We start from the raw sequence: 23345 nt of genomic DNA, 5'->3' as shown, positions 1-23345 counted from the left end.
CCGGGCTGGGTTACCCCCGGCTTCGCCGGGGGTTTGTGGGGGGAACGCCGGCCTTCGGCCGACTACGGAGCCGCCCTCCGGGCGGCGGGGGTGGTGACGCCGGCCCGCCCGCGCCCCGCAGCGCAAATGCGCTGCTGGGTGAGGCTTTCGGCCGATGCGGCGCTGGTGACACCGGCGCTTCGCGCCGTCGCGGTGGCGCTACCCGCTTCGCGGGTGGTGATCGCCGGTGCGTTGCTCATACCTCAATAATAGGCTCTGTAGGGACAGTCCGTCAACTACCTTGTACCCCGAATCCTGTTGCTGCACAACAGAATCTATTTGCACTTCCTATATAAATCATTGTGCCACAACGATTTCCACGAGACAGGATCCCTTTGCGGTCCGCGTGTCGGCCGAGCCGGGGTATACGGGTACTTCATAATGATTCCCCTCCCACGGGTCGAAATACGGTGTCTCGGTTTCTCTCTGTGGCCCATAGGGGGCCGGGCGGCTAACCACCCGCCCGGCCCCGTGTTCGGTCGCTCAGGCGGCCACCAGATAGGCGGTGCGGGCGTAGTCGCCCAGCCCGGCCGACAGGGCCGGATCGTCGGCGGCGTAGGCGCAGACCTCGATAGCGCGGCCATTGCGCACCGTCCACACCCGCACCGGATCACCACCCGTACGGGCCCGGAACGCCGCCTTGATCCGCTTACCGGCGTGCGAACCGAACCGGCGGCACGTTTCCTCATCCGCGCCGAGGGCAGCCATGTGCACGGTCACCGTGACCAGCCGACCCGACGCCAGCGCGCCGGTGACCTCCGCGCCGTTGCGGTACCGGACCAACGCACCCGCCAACGCACCCTTGACGCGCTGGCGATGAGCCTTAGCAGCAGCCAGAACAGCAGCACGGGCCGGGCGGTAGAACGTGCGGATCATGATCGAGAACCCCTTTCCCAGTGGGCCCCTCCCACCGGTTGATTTCATGATTTCATGATATCAGAAACTCTCGGGGTTCAGGGCTCGCGACCGGCTGGCAATCAGTGATGTGCGCCACATAACGTGCGCTGAAACTCGCCTTACCAGCGGTAACGGCAGTGCCGGCGCCGCGGAAATCGGTTCGGCCGGCGCCGCTCCGGAGCGCCTACAGCTACCGGTCAGAAACACTGATCCGGCCGGGCGGCTACCACCCGCCCGGCCGGATCGGTTGTGTTATCGGCCAGCTTCGGCGCGGCTTGCCTCTTCTGGGGTCCTGAGTACCGCGTCGGGGTGGTCGCTGCCGTCTATCTCGGTATCCACGAACACCGCCAGGCCGACCCGTTCGCCGGGCTTATAGGCCCGGCATTCGCCCTGCACCTGGTTGACGAGATCGGCGGCCGGATCCTCGGCCGGTGTGTACACGTCGAGGAACCATGCCGAATCGTCGGGCCACGCCGATACGGCGAGAATGTCTTGCCCGTCGTCGGTGCTCATGCCCTCTTCGACCTGTTCGACCGGCAGCGTGTAGAACACCGGCACCCATTCGGCGCCGCTCACCGGCTCAGTGGATCCACTCACGCGGCCACCATCACACTGGGCAGCACCAATAGCGTGTCGCCGTCGTCGGGGTCGACCGTGACGCGGCACCCGCTCAGCGCCGCCCGCATCCGCGCATCACCGTTGTCGGTGTGCGCCTGGCCGTGCACCAGGCGGTAGACGAACAGGATGGCGGAGGACAGCTCACCACTGATCACCAACCGGCAACCGGTCTCACTCGTATGCAGATTCACCGGGTCGTACGGGTGTGTTGCCCGCAGTTCCTCGAGCCGGTCCACCATCACCAACAGCATGGGGCTGTTCTCCTTTCCTCGGGGCGGAACCGGGGGCGCCGGTGCGGCGCCCCCGGTGCTTTCTCTCCGGGGTTCCGGGCGGCTACCACCCGCCCGGAACCCAGGTCTCTACTCGGCGCCGGTGCGCGGCACCGTCATTCGGCCACCAGCACGGCCGGGAACACCATCGACGGCTCACCCATGCCGGTCCGCAACCAACTGCCCTCGGACCAGGCCCCGACCGGCGCGCCGTGCTGTTCGGCCATGTGGGCGCCGAACCGGGCCAGGAATTCGAGCAACGCCGACAGATACGGCGCACACACCAGCAGGGCCGCCGACGTCTCGGCCGGTTCGGCCGAGACGTATTCCGGGTGCGTGCGCACCATCTCGGCCAGTGCTTCGGCAGGTACCACATACATATCCACGCGCCCCCTTTACGCCGAGAACTCGACACCGAGCACGGTGGACAGATACGCCCGCGCCGCGCGCAGCCCGGTGCGGATATGGCGCGGTGACCATTCGGCGGTCGTGTCGCCGGTGACGGCCCGGAAATCGGCCACCGACATAGCGCCCTGCTGATACCGGCACAGTTGAACACCGAACGCCACCGTGACCGCGTTGACCGTCGACAAATACGGGTGCCGCACGGTCAGCCAGTAGTAACGGTGCACGCCGAACGGGCCGCCGGTGTAGCCGTGGCGCAGCAATTCGAGCTCGGCGGCGGTCTCGGCCTCCCGGGCCCGGTCCCACGCCATACGCGCCGCGTCGTAGACGGAAGCGGCCCCGAAAACGTGGCAGTTGAAATCGTCCGGGACCGCGAACCCTTCGGGGTTGATCACCCGATACCGGAACCGCCACCGATCCGAGTCCAGCGCTACAGCGGTCACCGTCGCAGTGAACCGGCCACCGCGCCGGGTGGTCTGGGTCAACTGGTGCACTTCGGGGCCGTCCTCGTCGTGGCCGACCACCACGCGATAGGTCCAACCGGTATCGACCAGGGCGGCCATGGCGGTGACTACCTCCCGCGATTCTGTATCTGATTTCATGATTTAATGATATCAGATATTGCCCTTATTTGAGGGCGCGCAATCGGTCGGCTACCGGTGATCTAGGGCACATTCAGCCGGGGCGCGCTATCGTGACCAGCGCAAACACCACGACTGGCACTCGCGAGACCCACAACATTGGCCGCGGTTGGCAGGCGGTCAAGCTATCGACCAGGAAACGATCGCGTACTCAGCCATGGGCGCACTCACTCCACCACGCCCCGCATCGGGGGCACGTCACCCGCTCGGCGGCCGGCATACCCATGTCCTCCAATTCGTCGTCGAGCCACCGCACCGCCTGAACCTGTCCCGTGCGCACGAATCCGGCCCGTTGTTCTCGATACCGTTCACACACAGCCGCGTTCAGCCAGTCAAGAACCTCTCTAGGCGCATGTTTCACCACGTCCGCCGCGCCGCCCCTCCCTGTGTCGTCCCTGCTATCTGTACCCAAAGCCGCACCGGGTAAGGCCCGGCGCCGCCTCACCTCACGCGGTGCCCCTTGTCCCCCGCAGCGTGACGGTCGGCCGAATGTGACCGGCCCTCAACGTCTTACCTGCACTCACTCGCGTCACCGGAAAATAGAGAGAGCCGGCGGAACACTGTCCGCCGGCTCTCCCGGGGTGCTGTTCACCCGTGCTGGATCACCGGGTATCGGCGGCCGCGGGTGCCGGGTCGTAGCCGGTCATTGTGGTGAACTCGGCGGCTACCCGGTCCAGGGTCTGCACCGCGGCCGCGTGCAGTTGCACTGTCATCGTGTGCACCAGGCGCGCCGCGGCCTCGGGGTCGCTCGACTCCCGCGCGGCCGAGGCCGCCGCGGTGATATCGGCTGACAACTGCTGTAGCCGCGCCGAATGCTGGTCTACCGGTTCCGTACTGCTCACACCATCCCCTACCGATTGGAAAGCTGTTCAGCTGCAACGGTACCCACGCACGCCCGGCAATACGTCTGCCCGTCGCCGGCGGCGGTGGTGAAACACAACTCGGCCACCGTCTCGGCCGGCCCCAATTCTTCGGGCAAATCACCCTCGGTGATCCCGCACCCGGCGCACTCCGCATACTGTGCCACTCGCTCTACCTCCTATCGCCTGTGCCACTATCGACCACGGGGCCGGGCAGATAGTGCCTGCCCGGCCCCGTATCGCACCCCGGGCCACGGCCCGGCACCGGCTCACTCGTTATGCCGGCACTCACTCACCCAGGTTCCGCACTGCTGGCACGTCACCCGCTCACCCGCGTTCATACCCAGGTTCACCAGCTCGCCATCCAACCACAGCGCGGCCTTGACCTTGCCCTCTGCCACGCACTCGGCGCGCCTGTCCAGCAACGGCATAGCCGACAGCGCGAACACCGTGGCGGCGATGTCCTCGGGCCCGTCCTTGGTCAAATCCATTTCGATCACGTGCGTTTCCTTCCACTTCGGTGTGCGTCGCGGGTCACGGTAGACCCACCCAGCGACAGAACCGGACCGCCCCGCGACGCCGGCCGCTCTCGTCAACGCTTGGGGGTGGTGCCGTTCATGGGTCCCTCATTTCCGGTAGCAAAACCGGACATTGCGCTGGTCACGGGTTCGTTGGCCGTTCCCAGCCGGGGGCAAACTCCAGTTGGTAGGCGGTCACGGGCATGTAGTCGTGGCTGAAATCGCCCGGCGCGTCCTCGAAATGCACGTGGTAGACCCACATCGGCATCGATGTACGGTCGGCCCCCACTCTCTGCCCGTGGTTCCATGCCCGTTGCACCGTGCCGGGCCAGGTGGGGAAGCTCTCGGAGCTGAATTTGATGCGCGGGTCTGCGCGCTGGACCATCACCACGACATCACCCGGCCGGAACAGCGATTCCGGGCCGGCGTCGGCGGGCAGGGTCAGCGGCTGCGGTGGCGCGGTGGTCGGGGAAGGCACCAGTGCTACAGGCTGGTTGGCCAGCATCGTTGTCGCGGCCGCCCACACCAGCGACGTGCACCCGCCGCACAGCAGCACTGTCCGCGACAACGCGCGCCCGCCCTGCACTCGGAAGTTCCGCAAATCCTCGACACCGCCGCATCGGTGGCAAAATCCCGGGTCCGGCCCGATCACGGTTTCTACAGGAACGCTATTCATGGTGGGTCCTCATCGGGGAGCGGTCGGGATGGTCGGTTCGGTCATCTCTGTCACTACTGTTTCCCTTTCGGTTGTGCGCAGTTCGCGCGGTTTCTTCCGTGCGTCATGGGCATGTCGCGGCCGGGCAGGATCTGGGCCAGCCACTCGGGTAGCGCGGTGATCGGCGCTGCGGTGGTCACGGTGTAGCGGCGGCCGGCCACCACCGCGCCGGGCCCGAGCACGTAGCCGCCGGTGCGGCGGCCGGGCCCGCGCACGTCCACCCCGGCGGCCAGGCGGCCCGAGGCTATCCAGCGTCCCGCCGGGGCCCGGAAATACAGGTGTGTGCCGCCCGAAGGTGTGCCCACGGTCAACGTGGCCGGCAGGGTTTCGCCGGCGGCTGAGCACAACGCCGAAAGCGTCGTGGCGCCGTCGACGGCGCAGCGGCGGTCGATATCGAGTATCACCAGGCCGTTCGCCCGGCATCCGATGCCGGGATTGCAGCCGGCGGGCCAGCGCCGCACCTGCCGCGGGTCATCGGTCGCCGTGGTCGCCCAGTCCGGCGCCGCCGGCGCTCGGCCGCGGACCGGGAACACGGTCAGGCCCAGCGCCAGCGACACCGCGGGATCAGGCACAGGTGCAGTGATATTCACACTCGGGCCCGTTCCTGCCGCATTCGCAACAGTGCGCGCTGCGGTGGTAGATCTCGTCGTCGCCGTTCTCCGCGGCGCGCTCCTCGTCCTCGGCGCAGGGGCAGCCGTAGCACCAGCACCCGCAGGTGTGGCACGTGTCCTGTTCATCGATGGTGTCCGCCGCGGCGGCGGTGGGGGTTTCGGTAGCCATCGCTGTGTCTCCTTCGATTCGATTCGGGGCCGGGATATGCCGGTGATCCTGCTCTAGGACACCGACACCCGGGCCGTAGTCCTGTATGGTGCGCGGCGCAGTTTCGCCGGGGCCGTGGCGTCCGGGTCGTCGATCGTGTCCTCGTCCCACTGCATCGGCAACGCCCAGCAGCGCCGCCGCGCATAGATCCGGGCGCGGTCGGAGGGCCCTGGGGTGAGCTGCAACCGGGCGAACAGCTCGGATACCGCGCAGTGACGCGCCGCGGTGATCCGCTCGGCGTGGTGGATGAGAACGCTGAAATCTCGGGCCCGCATACCCAGTTCGGCCGACAGCGCCGCCATTGTCCACCCGGCCGCGACAAGCGCCCGCAACCGGCGTTGCGCACCGATCGCGGGAACATGATCATGATCCGCAGCGACGATGAGCGGGTCACCTGGTATCGGGACACCGAGCAGCCGATCGGCGGTGGACCGGGACAGATAGCGCGCCGGCGGGCGGCCCTTCTTCCCTTTGAGCAACGTTCCGATGGTGCTACGCGGGACACCTGCGAGTACAGGAATCCGGCGCAGACTGACACCGGCCTCGACCAGAGCGAGCACATGCGCCCGCGCCGGTTCGGCCGGCACACGATCAGGATTCCAGCGACCATATGCCGCTTGCCTCGACCGCACAGTTTCGTAACAAGCCCCGCAGAGCCCGCGGCGCAGCGGTGATCGGCACCGCCCACATTTCGCGCATACTTCCGGAGTCATCTCCGTCTCTTCTTCCTGTGTGGTTCAGCGGTCGCGGTGCGCGACACTCTCATTCCGGATTGCTGCCGGGGCCGGGCGGCTACCACCCGCCCGGCCCCCTGGTCGACCCGTTATCGCTCGTCGCTGCGGCGCCCCTCGGCATCGAAACTCACCAATTGCCCGGCTGTGTTGCGGACGCCGGTGATCGTCGAATACGGAACGGTGTGCGTCCAGCTGTATTCGGTGCCCACCGTGACGGTTTTCGGGTTGACCCGCTGCACCGGGTGCGGCCACCACGAGCCGCCGACTTTCACCCGGTCACCGCGTCGCAGCATCGAGCGGTCGAACATCAGCACCCCGGCGGCGCGGGCGGCCTCGAGCTGGTCCCGCCAGTAACTCGCCTGGTCGACTGCTTCGCTGATCAGCTCGTCCAGCTGGGTTATACGGCCGCGGACCCGCGCGGCTTTCTCCGCGTCGTCGGCGCCGAGGGTTTCCAGGATGCGCACGCATTCGGTGCGGGAGCGCTCATAGCGGCGGCGGTCGGCCTCGATGCGGTCGATCCGGCGCCGGGTCACGCCCGGGTTGAAACGGTGCGCTGTGGTGGGCTCGGCGGCCTCGGCACGCTGGCGGGCGTGGTCCGCGTCGCGGTGTGCCTGCATCGACCGATCCCAGGCCCGCTCTGCCCGTTCCAGGGCGCGCCGGTGCCGTCCTTCGCTGTGGTGGCCCACCTTGATCGGTTCCCCCATCGGTGGCAGCGCATCGAATGCGCGCCGCTCGGCGGCGTCGGCGGCGTCGGCTTGGCTGGCCCGCCGGGCGGCCTTGCCGTGCAGTGCATCCACGCGGGCGGCCTGGCGGGCGGCGCGGTCGGCTTCCACTTCAGCCGTGGGCCGGGCGCGGTCGTCGATCTCCACCGCGACCGCGAACCCTGCCGCGCGCAATGCTTCCGCGGCCTGGTCGACCTTCCAGCGCCGCACCGGCAGATCTCGCGTGCATGGCAGATACCAAGCGCCCAGATGGCGCGACCAGTGCCACCCGATCGCCTTCAGCACTTCGGCGGAACCGTCCCCGCGGGCCGTGCCGTCGACGAGCGTTCCCGCGGCCCGGGTGTGCGTAATTGTCAGTTCGTCGGTATGTGTTCCCTGCAACCCTGTTTCCGATTTCATGATTTCATGATATCACATTTGCCGTTATCGCTGGTCAAACACCCCACAAATGCAGCCGAGCGACCACGCGGCGACGCAGCCAGTGTGTAAAGTCGACCGCGCCGGGCGGGTGGTAGCCGCCCGGACAGAACAAGCCGGGCGGCTACCACCCGCCCGGCTTGTTCTATTCGCCCCCGGCCGACTCGGATCGACCCGGCCCCAGTTCTCACGCGCCTCACCGAAACAGCACCAGGGCCCGGCCTCCGATGAGACCGCGCCCTGGTCAGTGACGGTTTTCTCTCTACTGGGTCAGATCACAAGGACTGCACCCGCCCGGTAATCGCCGCGTCGATGGCTTGCGCAATGACCTGTTGGCTACATCCGCACTGTGGATCGGCGACGTGTTGCGCGGCCGCGTCCACCAGAGCGGCGCGCACCTCCTCGTGAGACAGATGACCGGTGGTGATGAGGTCGGCGGCCCGGCGCGCGGCACCGGCCACTGTCGAGATGTGTTGCGTGGGCCATGCGTTACGCACGTTGCGGCATTCTGTGGCCAGTACGTCGTGCACGCTGTCGAGTGTCGTAGGCATCTTCCTGTTCCTTATCCCTTGCTATGTCCAGGTCACATCGAATGAATCCACGCCGAGGATGTGCACGCCCTCAGCGTCGCTGTAGCCGCCGAATGTCCCCCACTCCTCCGTCCACGCCGCTTCCACAATGGCGGTGGCGCCGGCCTGATCCCCGGCGTGCAGCGCGGTAGCCAGGTCCTCGGCGGTGGGCGCGTCCAAATTCAGGCCCGCGTTGCGGTGTTCGCGGCCCATCTCCTGATAGGCGTCACCGGCGTTGCGGTACTCGATTTCCCCGCTCACCCGCACGAACGCGCCGCGGATCGGGATCGGCGGGTTCCCGGCACGGTAGGCGGCATCGTGGAACCGGGCCCGGTCCAGGGCGTGGCCGGCCGCGCCGCGCATGTTCTCGGTGGTCCCGGATTGCCAGCGGCTCACCGTCGATGCCGACACCCCCAGATCGGCGGCCAGGGCCTCGGTACCCCCGGACCGCGCGACGAACGCGCGCCGCTGCACCAGCTCGGCTATCCGCGCGATGGGGAACCCGCCGCGCCGGCCGCCGTGGCCGAGGCGCGCGGTGCGGGTCCAGGCGTAGATGGTCGACCGCGACCGCGGGTGCCCGGAATCGGCGGCCGCGGCCTGCACACCGCGCCACCCGATATCGGTCCATGCCTCGGATATCGGCACCTCGTCGGCGAGCCCGGACAGCGCGGCCGCGCCGGATGAATCCGAGGATTCCAGCGCGGCAGACAGGGAATCGGCCGCCCGCGAATCGACGTGGTAATGCCAGCCGTCGCGGGAGACGTGCAGCTCGGTACGCGGCGGCAGATCTTCCGGCGGGGGCGGCAGGGGTCGGCGCTGTGCCATCACCGCACCCCCGCCGCCAGGTCACCGGCGCCGGTGCTGGCCGAATCGTCGTCGCCGGTGTCGCCGGTGGTGGCCTTGCGCAGCGCCATCACCACCGCGGCGAACGCCGCCGTGCCGTGGTTGCGGGCGTCCAGCAACGCGGCGCGGTCGTCGTCGGACAGGGCGCGCCGAACTTTGATCACCATGCGGCCGAGGTAGAAACGGCCGTCGCTGTCGTCGTCGGCCACCAGCTCGGGCGCCACCTCCGCGGGCAGCAACCACGTCGTATCGTCGGTGGTCGCGGCGATCGGGGAGCAGTCGATACCGGTGGCCACGGCGATCTTTTCGCGGGCCTCGGCCGATTTGCGCCGGATACTCACAGTGGTGAGGGCGTGGATCTGGTTGCGCCAAACCGGTTGCGAGTGCGTCGCGCGCCACTGTCCCCAGTCGTCGGGCCCCTTGTGCATGCGCCCGATATAGGACTTGTAGATATCGCCGACGATGGCGCGCATCACCGGGTCCCCCTCGGCCAGGGCGGCGCGGTAGGCGGCCGACATGGTGGTCTGCCAGGGTTTGAGCGCGGTTCCGGAGCGTTCCCATACCCACGCTTCCAGGATCGGCACGTTCTCGCGGCACCACTGCAATCCCAGACCGCCGGTCGGGTAGGTGGTTTCCTCCTTGGTGGTCTTGTCCTTGCGGATCTTGCGGGGTTCGGTCGCCATGGCGGCCGCGGTTTCGGTGGTCACCCACACCGGCACCGCCGCGGAATCCGGCACGTTCGCCCGGTCGCTGGTCCGCGCGTACCGGCGCCACCACGTTTGATGAAACGGCGGAAGCTCATCCCAGCCGGGTACCTCTTCGGCCGACGGAAGCAGCAACAGCCACAATCCCCGCGGCCATTTCGCCGGGTCGGCCTCGGGTGCGCCGGGCATCCACAACTGCGGCTCGGCGTCGATATCGGCGCCGATCAACGGCACCGGATCACCGAGCACCAGCGAGGCGCCGGCGCTGCCGAGGTAGCTACCGCGCCGATCCGGCACCACCAATGTGGTGGCGGCGGCGATCTCGTCGGCCGAGGGTAACCGCCACCACGCCAACCGCGGCTCGATATCCCCGGCCGGGGAATCGTAGGCCAGCGGCGGAATCGGGCCGGGCCCCTCGGGAATCACCACGTCATGGGCCTTGAATTTCTCGCCGGTACGGGCGGCGGCGTCGCGTTTGGCGGCGTTGTCGGTGTTGGTGCGCTCACCGGCACGCCACACAAAGCCCACCATGGCCGCGGCCGTGGCCGAACCGGTCACCGCGGGCAGCATCCCCAGGTGCTCGACCAGCCAGCCCAGCCGCCGCGACAGTTCACACCGCGCGGCCTCGGGATCGGCGTCGGAATCCGGAATCCCGGTTCCCGCGGCCGGTGACCCCAGGACACCGAGCTTTTCGCGGGTGTTGCCGTCATCCAGTGCGCCGCCGGTGGTCCAGGCGTAGGGCTCCAGCATCACGTCCACGCGCCGCACCGGCACACCCTTGTGGATCTCTTCTTTGGTCCGGATCTTCTCCAGCCGCACCCAGCATCCGCCGTTTTTCCAGCCCTCGCGCAACCGCCACCCGTTGTTTTCCAGCTCGGCGGCCGCGGCGCCCACCTTCTCGGTGATCCGGTCGCGGGTGAGGTCGCGCACCTGCACATCGGTCATATCCGCGGTGCGCTGCACGGGATCCGGGGCCCATTGCAACAGGTCGACCGCGCCACCGAGCACCCACACTTGGGCAATGGTGCCGATGGTCTGCAAACGTTTGTGAGCAAGCGCGGTGTTCAGCGTCCGCGCCAGCGCCGCAGCCGAAATCGGCGCCGGGAACGGGGCCTTGCTCCCGGCCGGGGCCGAGGGCGCGAAAACTCCATCGACGGTGACCACCAACGCCACATGATCGACATGGGGCCGGTCCGCAGCGCGACGGCCGGCCATCACCGATCACCGTCCAGCGTCATTTGCGCAGCAGCCTCGATATCGGCCGCGGCCGCGGCAGCACCACGCAAGGCCTCGGCGGCGGCGTCGGCGTCCTCGGCGTCCATGTGGGTAGTGATATGGGATCCGGTGCCATCCCCGGCAGCCAGCCACACCCGGCCATCAGTGCGCACCCGCGCCAGCACATAGGAGCCGTCGAACATCTGCGGACCCACCGCAATGGGCCAGTCCGGGTGAAAGTCGTCTTCGGCCGGCGCGTCCGGATGCCACCACCGCCCGGACGGAGCGAGGTAGGCAGCCACCGCGCGCCGGATCAGCTCGGGGCGGCGGATTTCGGTGGCGGCCGCATCGACGGCGGCCAGCAGATCATCGCCGAGGCGCACCGTCACCCGGCCGCCGATTTCCGGCCGGCCGGGGCCGCTGCCCTGTTCGGTATCCATCCCTGTGTGTTCCTTTCTCATGTGGTTGCATGAGCGGGCGGACCCGGGCACTAGCACTGCCCGGGTCCGCCCGCGTGTTGTCTGTTCTCCGGTCACGGATACGCCTGCCGCTGCACTTCCCGTTCGACCTCGGCGGCGGTTTCCGCGGCGGCCGCGAGCGGTATAGCGATTTCGGCGGCCGCCGAGGCATACAGCACGATCTCTACCTCGTTGCCGGTTTCGTCGGCCACGGTCAGGTGCACCTGACCGAGAGCGTCGACCCAGGTAAGGGCGTGCCCGTCGCTCAGGGTGGCGCCTTCGGGTTCGGGCCAGTCCTCGTGTGTGTTGTCTTCGCTGAACGGCATCGCCGTCTCCCTTCACGACAATTAACGATGTCGTTTATTCTTCCCCATCACCCCGGTTCTGTCAATAAACGACATCGTTAATTCTGGGCGCCGATGGTGACCCCTCGGACCGGGCGCGCGAACTGAGCGCCGGCCACCGCGGCGGCGGCCGCGGTATCGGTGGCGGGTGCCGGCCACTGGCTCACGTCCACGCGGACCGCGGCGCCGCCGGTCAGCCCGGCCGGGAGCTCAGCGATTCCGGGCGCCGAGGCCACCAGCGCGACCCCGCGGGCTGTACCCATGCGCGCGATGCCTTCCATGAGGTTGGCCGCGGCGGGGGCGGCGTAGAACTCGGTGGCCTCGGCGAGAACCGCCACGATCAGCGGGGCGGCCTCGGTCGGGGTGAACACCGCAGCGTCGGGCCGGCGGAACATCTCGCTGTGCACTTGTCCCAGCAGTCGCGCCGGGGCGGGCCCGGCGCCGAGGTCGACACGGCAGTTCAGCCGCGGGGCTACCGGCGCCAGTTCGCCGCGGTCGGCGCCGACGAACCGGACATCGGGCAGTGGCGCCCATACCCCGACCAGGTGAGCCAGGAACGCCGCGCGCCGGTCGGTGTCGCCGCCGGTCACGATCATTGCCCCGAAAGTGCCGGCGGTGACGGTGTCCAGGTTTCGCGGTTGCATGTTCTCTCCTCTTGAATAGGAAGAGGGACCGGGCAGGTAGCTTCTGCCCGGTCCCTCTGTTTCTCATTCCCCGGCGAGTGCGCGCAGGTACTCGAATGCGTCGGTCCCGGCGATCACCGGACCATCGGGGTGCATCTCGACATCGGCGGCGAAGGGTTGCGCCATCGGATCACCTTTCGGCCGGTGGTTGTTCCGACCACCATACCCTTATTTCCTTAAATCCGTGCAACCTTATAGCCGGGCGCAGCGTGGGCACGGTGGTGCGCCCTTGTCGAACAGGTCCGCGGTTGCGTCCGGATCACCATCGAGTACCACCCCGCACACCGCGCGCGGCACCCGGCGCAGCAGAAACGATCGCACCGATTCCCACCACGTCACTTCGTGGATCACCTCGGCGCAGTTCTCGCACAGGAAATCGTCATCGACCGGCACCGAGTCGACACCGCAGATTTCGCATCCCATCACCGATCACCGCCCAGCCGTGCCAGGTTGCGCAGTTTCCAGGCGTTCGCCGGGTTGTCGGGGTCGGGAATCTGCCCGCGCTCATCGAGCGGGCCGCGGTAGCCGGCTTCTCGCCACCCGTTGAGCCGGGCATAGCCGACCCGGCCCTCGGGGGTGTCACAGCCCAGCAGGGCGGCCATGTCCGGCGACATGCCCGGATCGGGAGGAATGGGCGCCGGGGCCGGGCGGGCGCGCCATTCGCGCATGGCCGCGGCCAGGTCCTCGAAATCGATATCAGTGGCGCTCATCGGTGTTCGCCTCCCTCTGACTTGAATGTGTTGGATACCAGGTCGTCTATCGCGGCGCGCGTGTCATCGGTCAAGTACGGAAACCTTCCGGCGCTGTCCTCTTCCATGCTGATAGCCACCGGGCCGTACCAGGGGCGGGCGGTGCGGTAGCCGAGGCCGGCCACGACCTGGGTAGCGAGTGCGTTGACGGGCATGTCCGGGGTGAACGTGTCCGCGCACCACACGCGCAGTCGGCGCATCGGGTGGCCGGCCCGGTCCGGGATGTGGCGGGCGATGGCGTCGGCCAGGCGCTCACCGTCGCGGCGGCAGTCGTAGACCACGCGATCGGGGTACAGGATCACGAAATCCGGGTCGCAGTGCGGGCAGCGTCCCGCCGGCAGCAGATCACCGCACACACAGCAGTGCGGCACCTCATCGGGCACACCGTATGCCCACACCTCGGGGTGGTCGGCGCATTCGCAGCGCCAGCACGAGCACCCGCAGTGATCACACGGCGTCTGCGCCACGGAGGGCCATGCCTCGTCGACGACGGGGCCGGCGGGCCGGGTGGTGACGAGAGTGCTTCCGAGCAGGGCGCGCAGCTCGGCGCCGGGGATGCGCCGCCAGGTGACATCACCGCCGGGGGCGGGCAGGATTTCGTCGAATGTCTCGCCGGTCTCGGTGAGGTAGTGCTCTATCACCCGGGTACCGGGCCGGGCTTCCTGCAGGATCGCGTAGACCTTTTCGGCGGCGTTGGTGACGCTGGGCCCGTCGTCGCCGATCTCGGTGACCACGCTCACCGGGCCTGCGGCGGTGTACCAGGTGCGGCAGGGCCGCCAGACCAGGCGCCGGCCGTCGAACGCGGTGTAACAGATAGGCCCGGTGTCGATCAGTTGCGGCCCGGTCACCTCGCGCACGGGGTCGGATGGGGTGTTGTTTCTGGCCACGGCGGGCTACTCCTGTTCCATGAGGTCTTGATCGTGCGGGTAGTAGGCGCTGGCCGGGTTGTCGGCGCGCACCAGCACCAGCCGCTCGGCGCGGGTGATGAACTGCGCGGGGATCATCGACGGCCGGCCGAATTCCCATGTACTCGGGTCGAGCAGCAGGAAAGTCGGCAATCGCGGCGGGGCGCCGGGATCGACGGGTTCCACCATTGCCAGGCAGCCATTCAGCGCGGTACCCGGGATCCCGTTCACGTTCGAGCTGGTAATGGACCAGAACGAACCGGGCTCGGCCACGATCCACGGCATGCGGGCCGCGAGTTCGGCATTCACCGCGGGCACGGGATAGCGATAGTCGGCGTACTCGCTCACCGGGCCACCTTCCCCTGTTCGGCCGCGGCGCGGTGTTCGGCGATCTCGTCGGCGCAGTCGTCCAGGTACCCGATCAGGCCACCGGCCCAGTGCCGATCTACACCGGCGATCACACGCGCCGCGGACAGTTCGGCGGCCTCTTCGGCGTCCAGGTCGGCCCAGCCGCCATCTTCGGCGCACAGCACGATCCACTCACGCGCCAGGGCCACAATCACCGGATCGTTCTCCGCCGCGTCCAGCATCTCGGCCGGGCTCCTGTGCTTCTTGCTCATCTTCTCCCCTTCGGGTGTTCGGTCGATACGCCCACCATCTTACCTTTATTTACTTATTCCCGTATAGCCTTATGACGGGTTCCGGTGGCGAGCCGAACAGAAAACCACAGTGGCCCCGGGACTTTCGTCCCGGGGCCACTGTTGCCGAGGCGGCGTCAGAGCGCCAGGGCCGCGCGTAGCGCCATGTTCACTTGGTCCATCACGTTGTCCGGGAGCACGGCCACCCGTTCGGTGAACCGGTCCGGGTCGGCGAATGCCAGGGCCCGGACCCGGATATAGCCGGATCGGTCCGGCAGCGGCACCGACAGCAGGGCCACCACACCGGTGGGCGCGGTGTCGGTGATATCCACGGTGATCGGTTTCCCGGCGGCGTTCAGCTCGTCGGCCGAGACCACCAGTACCCGGCGGGTGCGCGCCAGGGCTTGATAGGTCCAGATTTCGCCACGGTTCACGCAGCGTCACCGCGCCACAGGTCCTCACGGGCCGATTCCATCTCGGCCAGCCGCTCGGCCTCGGCGTCGGGGTGGGCGCGGTCGTGGACGGCCTCGGCCTCGGCGGCCGCGCGCAGCAGCCGGGACCGGGCGGCCTCGGCCATCCAGGCCGAGACGTTCCCGCCGGCGGCCGCGTCGCGCACCAAGGCGGCCAGGTGGTCGTCCAGGGTGATCGTTACTCGTTTCATATTCGCCAGAATACCGCCGATATGCGCGTCGGTGTGCCGACTCAGATTACTAGCAGGGGGTGAACGGATAACACTGTGGTTCTGGCGCTGGCGGGGTCGGAGTAGGCGGCGGGGCCGGGGCTGACGGGTCCGAGCTGGGCGCCGGAGCGACCGGCACCGGACCAGCGGGTTCGGTGCCGGCGCCGTTCTCGCCGCCCAGGATCAGCACAGCCATGGCGACCGGTGAGAACACCGCGGCGCCCACTGCGGCCAGGGCAACCATGTTGCGGTCACGCCGGATGCGCACCGTGGCCACCTCCGCCGGCTCTTGCTGCGTTGTCGAACGAGTCTGCGCTATTCAAAGACACCTCCGTGGTCTGGTCTGTTCATTCTGTCTTCGGCGGGGGGGGGTGGCGGTCATCTGCCCGCGGCATCTTGGCGGCTACCTGCGGGTAGCTAACGGGTTCGGACTGCGACCTCCGAGAGGTAGCCGGTAGAATCCTTTTGGTGCCCAAACTGGTTACCGTGATTGACATTTCACCAGGTTTCACCTGGTCGGTAACCATGTGGCAATTTCCATTTCCACTGCGCGGGGGGCCGCACAGCTCAGGCCCTGAATGCTCGCCGATCTGATTCGAGCAGGTATATCCCTGCCGCCTCCGCGCGCGGTGTTGTTTCGTCCCGTGGGCCGGGAACGTCTGTCGCGGTGCGCCCATCGTGTGGCCAGCAGCGATCAGCGTTGCCCTGTCCGTTCTGACCAGTCGAGGAGAGTATTCGGGTGACGTACGCCCCCCATGCCGCTGCACAGAAGCGGATCACTGTCGATGACCTCGGGCCGAGAGTGCCCATCTACACCCCGGAATTCGCCGCCGATCCACACGGGTACTACCGGGCGATGCGCGAGCGGTACGGCGATCTGGTGCCGGTGGAGATCTGGCCCGGACTCCACGCGACCCTGGTGATCGGCTACAACACCGCGTTGCGGATCGGCAATGACACCGCGCACTACAGCTCCGATCCGTCGCGGTGGGAAAACACACTGAAGCCGGAGCAACGGTCCGCGCCGGTCATGGGCATGCTCAAGTATCGGCCCAATTCCCTGTTCAGCGACGGTGAGGCGCAGAAGCGCCACCGGGCCGCAACCAATTACGCGCTGGACAACGTCGATCTGGGGGCGGTCCGTCAATCGGTCCGCGAGATCGCGAACAGGAATATCAACCGGTTCATTTCGCGAACGAGCCCCGACGGGTACGGGTATGCCGACCTGCAGACCGAGTACGCCGGCCCAACCGCGTTCGAGGTGCTGTGCGCGATCGTGGGCTGCCCGGCGCACCTGGGCGAGAAAGTAGCGGCAGCCTCCGGAATGCTGTTCGAAGGTGCCGACCTCGATACCGTGGCCGCGGTCGACCGGTCGTTCGGTGAGACATTCGGCGAGCTGGCGGCCCTGAAACGGTCGATGCCCAGCGACGATATCGCCTCGCGGTTGCTGAGCCACCCGGCCGAACTGACCGCCACTGAGTTCGTCGCCAATTCGCTGACGTTTTTCAGTGCCGGGTCGGAGATCCCGCAGAACTGGATCACCAACACCCTGTGCTTGATGTTGACCAATGACCGCTATCTCACCACCCGCGACTCCCTGCAGTTGTCCACACTCACCGCGCTGGAAGAGGTGCTGCACACCGACCCGCCGCTGGCCAATTATTGCGCGCTGTATCCGCGGGGTCCGCAGCAGATCGAGATCATGCGGGGCGGCGAGGTCACGCCGATTTGGCTGGATGCGAATCAGCCGGTGCTGATCAGTATGGGTGCGTGCACGACCAGCCCGGAGGTACTGGCCGAGGGTGCGACGTTCACCGAGGCGAGGCACAACCTCGCGTGGGGTCTGGGCCCGCACGAGTGCCCGGCCGGCGCGCAGCGCGCGGCGCGGATCATCGCGCAGGAGGCGATTGACTACCTGCTGGACTGCATTCCCGAGCTCGAAACGAATTTCCCGGCCACCGGCCCGGAGTGGCGTCCGGGGCCGTTCCATCGCGCCTTGGCGGCACTGCCTGTGCGGTTCCCGCCGGGGCCCCCGATCCCCTACGTCGGGTAGATCCCGACCCGGGGGGCGGGGGGCATAGAGAGGTTCGAGGTTCGGCACCGATGCGGGCCGGGCGGTTAGTGGGTGAGTGATGACAATTTCAGAAGCTCGTGCGCACACAGCCGAGATCGACAGCGGGACCGGGACCACCGCGGCACTGCAACACGCACTGTTCGGATCCCACCTGGCACTGCATCTGCGGGTGCGCGATGCGCTACTCGAGGGAGTGGACGATCGGCCCCGGGACGATCTGCGGCACCTCGAGGAGGGCGAGCTGGCGGCCGGGCTGTGGCAGAAGGCATTGCCCGCGGTGGGTACCACCATCACCGAACTGGCCACCGACACCCCGCTGCGCGGCGCGGTTCTGGACTGGGCTCAAGTTCTCGCGCCGCGCATGTTCCTCACTGGTACCGGGCAGATCGACCTGTCGACCTACACGATATTGACCCTCGGGGACGGCTCGGACTACCAGCAACGATGTTTATCCGAGCTGGACGACGCCACCGCAACCGGCGGGCTGGCGTTGACCGAGCTGGACGGCACGAACGGCAACGATTGCCAGACGACCGCGACCTATGACCCGGTCACCGACGGCTATTGGCTGGACTCCCCTACTCGGGGCGCCAGCAAGAAGATGCCGAACGTCGCCGCGGCCGGTATCCCGAAAACGTTCGTCGTCACCGCCCGCCTGCTCGTCGACGGGATCGACCAGGGGGTACTGCCGTTCCTGGCGCGGTTGCGGACCGCCGACGGGCTGGCCGAGGGTGTGCGGGTGTTCCGGCTGGGCGGCAAGGGTACCGGGCCGATGGATCACGCGCTGATTCATTTCCGGCGGTTCTGGCTGCCACGGGAAGCGTTGGTCGCCGGGGACACTGCGCAGGTCGCGCCGGGTGGCCGGTTCTCCTCCGATACTCCGGAACCGCGGGCCCGGTTCGGCAAGGTCATCTCGGTATTGAGCCGGGGCCGGCTGGATTTGGCGACCGCGGCCGCGGCCGGTGCTCGTGCCGGTCTCGTGGGCGCGGTCGACTACGCCGAACAGCGCACCTCGGGCCGCGGAACGCGGAACATCGAGCGCGATAACGTTCTGGCGCAGTACCTTCCCGCGGTGGCGGCGGCCTATGCCACCAGCACGCTGGGCCGGATCCTGCGGGACATGCTCACCGACACCCCGGACGATCCACTGCATGTGGTGCTGGCAATGCTGGCCAAACCATTGTTGTCCGATACCGCCGCCGAGATCTTGCAGGTCTGCCGGCGGCGCACCGGCAGCGAGGGGGGGATGCGCGACAACCGCGTCATCGACTGGGTCGCCGGCACCGAGGACATCATCACCGCCGAGGGGGAAAACGACATCCTGGCGGTGGTGGCCGCGGCTGTGGGTGTGGATCTGACCGCGATACAGATCCCCGGTACCCCGGAGGTGTCGCCCTGGTATGTCGATGTGCTCGCCCAGCGCGAGCACATCATCGCCGAGGCGCTGGCCAACGGGACCTATGCGGACGCGGGGGCGGTGCTGGGCCGCGACGACGCCCAGGTTGCCTACTCCACCACCACCGGCCATCGGCTGGCGGCCACTTCCCTAGTTGTCTCCGCCGACCAGGCCACGGACCCGACCGGCAGACAAGTGTTGCTGCTGCTGGCCGAGGCGTATGCACTCGACAGGATCCAGGAGAATGGAAACTGGTACAACGCGAGAGGATTGATGACCCCCGCACACGCCGACCGGCTGGAGAAACGTCTGGTGGTGGTGTGGCGGCTGCTGGCCGAGGCGCTGCCGCTGCTGGTGGCCGCGTTCGCTATTCCGGTGATCGTCGGCGCGCCGCTGTTCGCTCCGGAGGGCTACAAGGCGGCGCGGGCGGCGCAGGCCGAGGCCGACCAGCCGGGATTTTTCGACTGATCACCGCCCGGCCGCCGGCCGGGTGACCATGAGTAGGCCCCCTGCCGGATATCGGCAGGGGGCCTGTTTCGTGCGGGCAGGGGTTACCCCTTGAGCAGGGCGGGCAGGTGATTGTGGCCGTTGGCGATATAGCCGGGCGTCGATCCCAGTTCGGTGGGGTCGGTGGTGGTCAATACGAATTCGGGGAACCGGGCGAACAGTGCCGGGGCCGCTATTTCGGCTTCCATCAGCGCCAGGGGCTCACCGAGGCAGCGGTGCGCGCCGTGACCGAACGATATGTGTTTGCCGCGGGTGGGGCGGGTGGGGTCGAACTGGTCGGCGGTCTCGCCGTGGATCTCGGGGTCGCGGCCGGCCAGGCCGTAGCTGGCCAGGATCGGATCCCCGGCTTTGATATCGACACCGCAGAGGGTGAAATCACTGACCGCGTATCGCAACGGGATGTAGCGCACCGGCGCCTCGAGACGCAGGGTCTCGTCGAATACCGCCCGCCATGTCACCTCGCCGGACATCACCGCGGCGCGCCAGTGCGGGGCGGCGTTGAGGTGATAGATCACCTGGTCGAGCAGGTTGACGGTGGTTTCGTGTCCGGCGCTGATCATCAACAGCATGGTGTCGGCGATCTGCCGGTCGGTCACGCCGGTGTCCTTCTTGCCGGCGACGAGCAGGCTGGTCAGGTCGTCGCCGGGGTGCTGGGTGCGGTATTCGACCAGTTCGGCCAGCAACGCATACATCGCTGCATAGGAGGCGGTGATGCTGGTATTGAACAGGCCGTCCACGCAGGCACGTAGCGGCGCCTGCAGATGCTCGGGCACGCCGAGCAGTTCACTGATGACCCGGATAGGCAGCGGGTAGGCGTAGGCATCGCGCAGGTCGACCACCTCACCGGCAGGAAGAGCGGCGAGGCCGTCGAGCAGGTCGGTCGTATACACCTCGATCCGCGGCCGCAACCCTTGGGTGTTGCGGTGAGTGAACCACTTCGCCGCGATTTGGCGCAGCTTTTTGTGCTCCGGGCCGTAGGTGGTGAACATGTTTTCCGGGAGCACCGTCCAGGTGGCCAGCGGGTGATCCGCGCCGATCTGCCCGTCGCGGAACGCCGGCCAGTGCTGGCGACCGTCTTTGGAGACGTGGTCACCGGCCAGCACGCTTTTGAGCGGGTCCGCGCCGGTGATCACCCAGGCATGCACGCCGGCCTGTATTTCGACCGGCACGACGGGTCCGCGGGCGCGGATCTCGGCGTCCTGGGCGGCGGTGTCGTGGCCGTCCAGGTCTAAAACGATGGGGTTCGGTTGTTTCATGGTGGCTCCTTACTCACTCACGGGAAATCAGAGGGGTCGATGGCGATCGGGGGACTCTTGGGGAAGGTGACCGGCAGCTGTACCAGCGCGCGATGGAATCCGCCGGGGCGCCACTGCAGGCCGGCGGCCGGTAGCGCAAGCTCCATTTCGGGTAGGGCGTCGAGCAGCTGATCGAGCGCGTCCTGGGCGATGATTTCGGCGACCTGGCGCGCGGGGCAGGCATGCGGGCCCCCGCCGTAGGCCAGGTGCGCCCGGTTGTGGGTGATGGCGGCGCCGCCGCGGATTGCGGGGTCGGTGTTGGCCGCGCCCAGACTGATCAGCACCGGTTGATGTGCCGGCAGCCACACGTTGTCCACCAAGATCGGCTGGCGGGGGTAGGTCATGCAGAAGTTGGACATCGGCGGATCGTTGAACAGCACCTCGTCGAGGGCATCGCGGGTGTTCAGGCTGCCCCCGAGCAGGCCCGCGGCGAATCGTTCGTCGACGAGCATCAGCAGCAGGGCGTTCGTGATCAGGTTCTGCGCCGGTTCCACGCCGGCGCCGTAGATGGGCACCAGCTGCTGGGCTGCCTCCTCGTCGGTCAATGCGACCTCGTGCTGCAGCAGGCGGGTGGTGACATCGTCGCCGGGGGTGGCGTGCTTCTGCGCGATCAGCTCGGCCAGGGCCTCGGCAAACGCGGCCTCGCCCTCGGCGGCGCCGACGGTGTCGAACATCGCGGCCAGCCCAGCGGCGACACGTTGCCCCAATTCCGGGGAGCAGCCCACGATCTCGTTCATGGTCGTGAACACGACCGGCAGCGCGTACTGGCTGATCACCTCGCAGTGCCCGTCGGCGCAGAACGCGTTGATCAGCGGGGCCGCGACCTGTTCCACCGTGTTGTGCAGGCGGAACAGGTCGATTCCGGCCAACGCGTCGACAACGGCGCGCCGGTAGCGGTCGTGCTCGGCGCCGGTCGTGCGGATCACATTGGGCCGGTACTTCGCCATCGGCTTGACAGGGCACTCGGCGGGTATGTCTTTTTCCCAGATCCGCGGGTCGGTGGGAAACCGCTGCGGATCGTTGAAGATCCGCAGCGCGGTGTGATAGCTGAGCACCAGCGTGGCCGGCACACCCGGGGACAGCTCCACCGGGGCCAGCGACCCGTACCGGCGCCGCATGTCGGTGAATGCGCCCTGCGGGTCGGCGGCGAACTCTGCGGTGTAGAGCGGGATCCGAGGGCCGTCGAGATCGTGCGGCGCTGGGGGCAGGGTGGTCGTGTGGTCGGTGGTCAATGCTTCTCCCTTGCTTCCCGCATGGGGTCGATGGCGATGGTCGGCGCAGGGGTGCGCGAGTGCCGCCACGCGGCAGGCATATCGGAAATCTGTTGCGCAGCAGATGTTTTGCGTCCCCTGTGAGCGCGCCCCGGCAGTGTAGCAACGTTCACCCCCTTATGTGGCACAAAACTTATTCAGCCATGAATCTGGGTGTGTGGGCGCGGCCCGTATAGGCGGCCGATACCATCGGCTCATGGCAGATGGGCAATTGCACGAACTCGCCGATCTGGCCGAGACTCAATGGGGCCTGTTCACCACCGCCCAGGCGACGCGCCTGTTCGGTCTTCATCACCTGACGCTGCTGCGCTACACCGAAGACGGGGTACTGCTGCGTATCCGGCACGGCGTGTACCGCCTGCCCGACGCGGCACCACACCCGATCGGCTCGGTACTGGATGAGATCCATGCGGAATGGCTGGCGCTCGAACCGCGGCGCACCGTCGCCGAACGGATCTATGACACCGTCCCGTTCGGCGTCGTCTCCCACCACACCGCCGCGTGGTTGCAGAACCTCGGTAACCTCACCGCTTCCCCCGGCGACCGGCATCATTTCACCCTCCACCGCCGGCGCCGCCGCCCCGGTGTCGCCTTCCACGCGGCCGAACTGGCCGCGACCGACTGGCATTTCATCGACCACATGCCGGTCACCCGGCCCCTGCGCACGGTGGCCGACCTCGCCTGTTGTGGCACCGCCGCCGCCGACATCGCCGGGGCCGCGTACACCGTGCTGCAGCACGGCGACGCGGCTCCGGACGCCCTCGCCGCGGCTCTGGCACCGCACGAACACCCCAGATGTCTACGTTCCGGGGATGCCGTGCGCCGTTTCGAAAAATTGTCACGGTCGGCGTCTGCCGGCATCGTGGCCCCTTCCTCGCCCGGCCGGCCCAGCAGCCTGTGACCACTCGCGGCCCGTCGATAACGAGTGATCCCCCTCCTGACACCTCCCGGCAGCGCCGGGCCGTGAGTGGTCACATCCCCGGATAACCCGGCAGCGGGCGCCCCGCGACACCGGCCAGCGGCGGAGGGGACACCGGGCGTGGTGGAATTCGCAGGGCAACGACCCCACACCACCGTTCAGCCGCGCCACGTCCGGCCGCCTCGGGCGGCGGGTGGCCGGGTCGGCGAGAAGACGGGGCGGCTACCGGTGGGACGGCGCCGGGTTATCCAGGAAGCGCACCGGCTCCGCACCGGCCGGAAACCTGTCGCGGTCGCGCTACAGCGACCCCAACATGGCGACCGCGAACTGATCGAATCCGGCACATCGGTGGCGGTGGTCGGTGCCGCGGTGGAGTGTTCGGCCTCCTGGCGCGGCGCCGCTGCTGCCTCGATGATGTGCATGATTCGACCTCTTGAGATTT

General features: G+C 68.0%; 31 protein-coding genes. 3 read left to right on the top strand and 28 right to left on the bottom strand.

The window, feature by feature from the left end:
- Window positions 1-62: 62 nt before the first annotated feature.
- The 26 genes from ACIA75_RS35625 to ACIA75_RS35500 all read right to left on the bottom strand — a co-directional run bounded on the left by ACIA75_RS35625 (window position 63) and on the right by ACIA75_RS35500 (window position 15423).
- The gene (locus ACIA75_RS35625; RefSeq protein WP_397111493.1) at window positions 63-239 is read right to left on the bottom strand and encodes a hypothetical protein; all 177 of its coding nucleotides are present in this window, start codon (window positions 237-239) and stop codon (window positions 63-65) included.
- A 283-nt stretch (window positions 240-522) separates the two neighbouring features.
- Window positions 523-963, bottom strand: coding sequence for a hypothetical protein (locus ACIA75_RS35620; RefSeq protein WP_397111492.1), 441 nt, complete (start codon window positions 961-963; stop codon window positions 523-525).
- Between the two features lie 225 nt (window positions 964-1188).
- Complete coding sequence (locus ACIA75_RS35615; protein ID WP_397111491.1) at window positions 1189-1533, bottom strand: hypothetical protein; 345 nt, start codon at window positions 1531-1533, stop codon at window positions 1189-1191.
- On the bottom strand, window positions 1530-1805 hold the full coding sequence (locus ACIA75_RS35610) for a hypothetical protein (RefSeq protein ID WP_397111490.1): 276 nt from the start codon (window positions 1803-1805) through the stop codon (window positions 1530-1532). Before ACIA75_RS35610 ends, ACIA75_RS35615 begins: the two co-directional genes overlap by 4 nt.
- Window positions 1806-1939: 134 nt before the next feature.
- Entirely contained in the window at window positions 1940-2203 is a 264-nt protein-coding gene (locus ACIA75_RS35605) for a hypothetical protein (protein WP_397111489.1), read from the bottom strand.
- 15 nt (window positions 2204-2218) lie between these two features.
- Window positions 2219-2830 carry a hypothetical protein gene (locus ACIA75_RS35600; RefSeq protein WP_397111488.1) on the bottom strand — a complete coding sequence of 204 codons (612 nt, stop codon included), beginning with the start codon at window positions 2828-2830 and terminating at the stop codon, window positions 2219-2221.
- A gap of 641 nt (window positions 2831-3471) precedes the next feature.
- Window positions 3472-3711 carry a hypothetical protein gene (locus tag ACIA75_RS35595; RefSeq protein WP_397111487.1) on the bottom strand — a complete coding sequence of 80 codons (240 nt, stop codon included), beginning with the start codon at window positions 3709-3711 and terminating at the stop codon, window positions 3472-3474.
- A gap of 287 nt (window positions 3712-3998) precedes the next feature.
- Window positions 3999-4229 (bottom strand): hypothetical protein, encoded by a 231-nt coding sequence (locus tag ACIA75_RS35590; protein WP_397111486.1) that lies wholly within the window; start codon window positions 4227-4229, stop codon window positions 3999-4001.
- A 160-nt stretch (window positions 4230-4389) separates the two neighbouring features.
- On the bottom strand, window positions 4390-4923 hold the full coding sequence (locus ACIA75_RS35585) for a hypothetical protein (RefSeq protein WP_397111485.1): 534 nt from the start codon (window positions 4921-4923) through the stop codon (window positions 4390-4392).
- 53 nt (window positions 4924-4976) lie between these two features.
- Window positions 4977-5534 (bottom strand): bifunctional DNA primase/polymerase, encoded by a 558-nt coding sequence (locus tag ACIA75_RS35580; RefSeq protein WP_397111484.1) that lies wholly within the window; start codon window positions 5532-5534, stop codon window positions 4977-4979.
- Window positions 5527-5742: a hypothetical protein gene (locus tag ACIA75_RS35575; protein WP_397111483.1), complete on the bottom strand. Its 216-nt coding sequence runs from the start codon at window positions 5740-5742 to the stop codon at window positions 5527-5529. Before ACIA75_RS35575 ends, ACIA75_RS35580 begins: the two co-directional genes overlap by 8 nt.
- A 53-nt stretch (window positions 5743-5795) precedes the next feature.
- Entirely contained in the window at window positions 5796-6368 is a 573-nt protein-coding gene (locus ACIA75_RS35570; protein ID WP_397111482.1) for a hypothetical protein, read from the bottom strand.
- Between the two features lie 236 nt (window positions 6369-6604).
- Window positions 6605-7636: a DUF3560 domain-containing protein gene (locus tag ACIA75_RS35565; protein WP_397111481.1), complete on the bottom strand. Its 1032-nt coding sequence runs from the start codon at window positions 7634-7636 to the stop codon at window positions 6605-6607.
- Between the two features lie 293 nt (window positions 7637-7929).
- Window positions 7930-8205: a hypothetical protein gene (locus tag ACIA75_RS35560; RefSeq protein WP_397111480.1), complete on the bottom strand. Its 276-nt coding sequence runs from the start codon at window positions 8203-8205 to the stop codon at window positions 7930-7932.
- Window positions 8206-8226: 21 nt separating this feature from the next.
- Window positions 8227-9048 carry a hypothetical protein gene (locus ACIA75_RS35555; protein WP_397111479.1) on the bottom strand — a complete coding sequence of 274 codons (822 nt, stop codon included), beginning with the start codon at window positions 9046-9048 and terminating at the stop codon, window positions 8227-8229.
- Complete coding sequence (locus tag ACIA75_RS35550) at window positions 9048-10985, bottom strand: hypothetical protein (RefSeq protein ID WP_397111478.1); 1938 nt, start codon at window positions 10983-10985, stop codon at window positions 9048-9050. Before ACIA75_RS35550 ends, ACIA75_RS35555 begins: the two co-directional genes overlap by 1 nt.
- On the bottom strand, window positions 10985-11425 hold the full coding sequence (locus tag ACIA75_RS35545) for a ribbon-helix-helix protein, CopG family (protein ID WP_397111477.1): 441 nt from the start codon (window positions 11423-11425) through the stop codon (window positions 10985-10987). The genes ACIA75_RS35550 and ACIA75_RS35545 overlap by 1 nt, the downstream gene beginning before the upstream one ends.
- 92 nt (window positions 11426-11517) lie before the next feature.
- Window positions 11518-11769, bottom strand: coding sequence for a hypothetical protein (locus ACIA75_RS35540; protein WP_397111476.1), 252 nt, complete (start codon window positions 11767-11769; stop codon window positions 11518-11520).
- A 77-nt stretch (window positions 11770-11846) separates the two neighbouring features.
- Window positions 11847-12431: a hypothetical protein gene (locus tag ACIA75_RS35535; protein WP_397111475.1), complete on the bottom strand. Its 585-nt coding sequence runs from the start codon at window positions 12429-12431 to the stop codon at window positions 11847-11849.
- Between the two features lie 231 nt (window positions 12432-12662).
- On the bottom strand, window positions 12663-12893 hold the full coding sequence (locus ACIA75_RS35530; protein WP_397111474.1) for a hypothetical protein: 231 nt from the start codon (window positions 12891-12893) through the stop codon (window positions 12663-12665).
- Complete coding sequence (locus ACIA75_RS35525) at window positions 12893-13180, bottom strand: hypothetical protein (protein WP_397111473.1); 288 nt, start codon at window positions 13178-13180, stop codon at window positions 12893-12895. The genes ACIA75_RS35530 and ACIA75_RS35525 overlap by 1 nt, the downstream gene beginning before the upstream one ends.
- A complete protein-coding gene (locus ACIA75_RS35520) occupies window positions 13177-14106 on the bottom strand; it encodes a hypothetical protein (protein ID WP_397111472.1) in 930 nt (309 codons plus the stop codon). The genes ACIA75_RS35525 and ACIA75_RS35520 overlap by 4 nt, the downstream gene beginning before the upstream one ends.
- 6 nt (window positions 14107-14112) lie before the next feature.
- Window positions 14113-14472, bottom strand: coding sequence for a hypothetical protein (locus ACIA75_RS35515; protein WP_397111471.1), 360 nt, complete (start codon window positions 14470-14472; stop codon window positions 14113-14115).
- Entirely contained in the window at window positions 14469-14744 is a 276-nt protein-coding gene (locus ACIA75_RS35510) for a hypothetical protein (RefSeq protein ID WP_397111470.1), read from the bottom strand. The genes ACIA75_RS35515 and ACIA75_RS35510 overlap by 4 nt, the downstream gene beginning before the upstream one ends.
- 155 nt (window positions 14745-14899) lie before the next feature.
- Window positions 14900-15196, bottom strand: a complete 297-nt coding sequence (locus ACIA75_RS35505; protein WP_397111469.1) for a type II toxin-antitoxin system PemK/MazF family toxin — start codon at window positions 15194-15196, stop codon at window positions 14900-14902.
- Window positions 15193-15423 carry a hypothetical protein gene (locus ACIA75_RS35500; RefSeq protein WP_397111468.1) on the bottom strand — a complete coding sequence of 77 codons (231 nt, stop codon included), beginning with the start codon at window positions 15421-15423 and terminating at the stop codon, window positions 15193-15195. Before ACIA75_RS35500 ends, ACIA75_RS35505 begins: the two co-directional genes overlap by 4 nt.
- A gap of 757 nt (window positions 15424-16180) precedes the next feature.
- On the opposite strand from ACIA75_RS35500, the gene ACIA75_RS35495 reads away from it, so the two are divergent.
- Both ACIA75_RS35495 and ACIA75_RS35490 read left to right on the top strand, forming a co-directional pair.
- Window positions 16181-17494: a cytochrome P450 gene (locus ACIA75_RS35495; RefSeq protein WP_397111467.1), complete on the top strand. Its 1314-nt coding sequence runs from the start codon at window positions 16181-16183 to the stop codon at window positions 17492-17494.
- Window positions 17495-17573: 79 nt separating this feature from the next.
- Complete coding sequence (locus ACIA75_RS35490; RefSeq protein WP_397111466.1) at window positions 17574-19379, top strand: acyl-CoA dehydrogenase family protein; 1806 nt, start codon at window positions 17574-17576, stop codon at window positions 19377-19379.
- Window positions 19380-19462: 83 nt separating this feature from the next.
- Here ACIA75_RS35490 and ACIA75_RS35485 read toward each other — a convergent pair whose 3' ends face one another.
- Window positions 19463-20674: a cytochrome P450 gene (locus ACIA75_RS35485; RefSeq protein ID WP_397111465.1), complete on the bottom strand. Its 1212-nt coding sequence runs from the start codon at window positions 20672-20674 to the stop codon at window positions 19463-19465.
- Window positions 20675-20691: 17 nt separating this feature from the next.
- Window positions 20692-21945 carry a cytochrome P450 gene (locus tag ACIA75_RS35480; RefSeq protein WP_397111464.1) on the bottom strand — a complete coding sequence of 418 codons (1254 nt, stop codon included), beginning with the start codon at window positions 21943-21945 and terminating at the stop codon, window positions 20692-20694.
- Window positions 21946-22180: 235 nt separating this feature from the next.
- Between ACIA75_RS35480 and ACIA75_RS35475 the strand changes: the two genes are divergently transcribed.
- Window positions 22181-22885, top strand: coding sequence for a type IV toxin-antitoxin system AbiEi family antitoxin domain-containing protein (locus tag ACIA75_RS35475; RefSeq protein WP_397111463.1), 705 nt, complete (start codon window positions 22181-22183; stop codon window positions 22883-22885).
- Window positions 22886-23345: the final 460 nt, after the last annotated feature.

Origin of the sequence: Nocardia sp. NPDC051750 (genome assembly GCF_044453135.1) — a bacterium.
Lineage (GTDB): Bacteria > Actinomycetota > Actinomycetes > Mycobacteriales > Mycobacteriaceae > Nocardia.
This window is presented reverse-complemented; position numbering and strand designations above follow the sequence as displayed.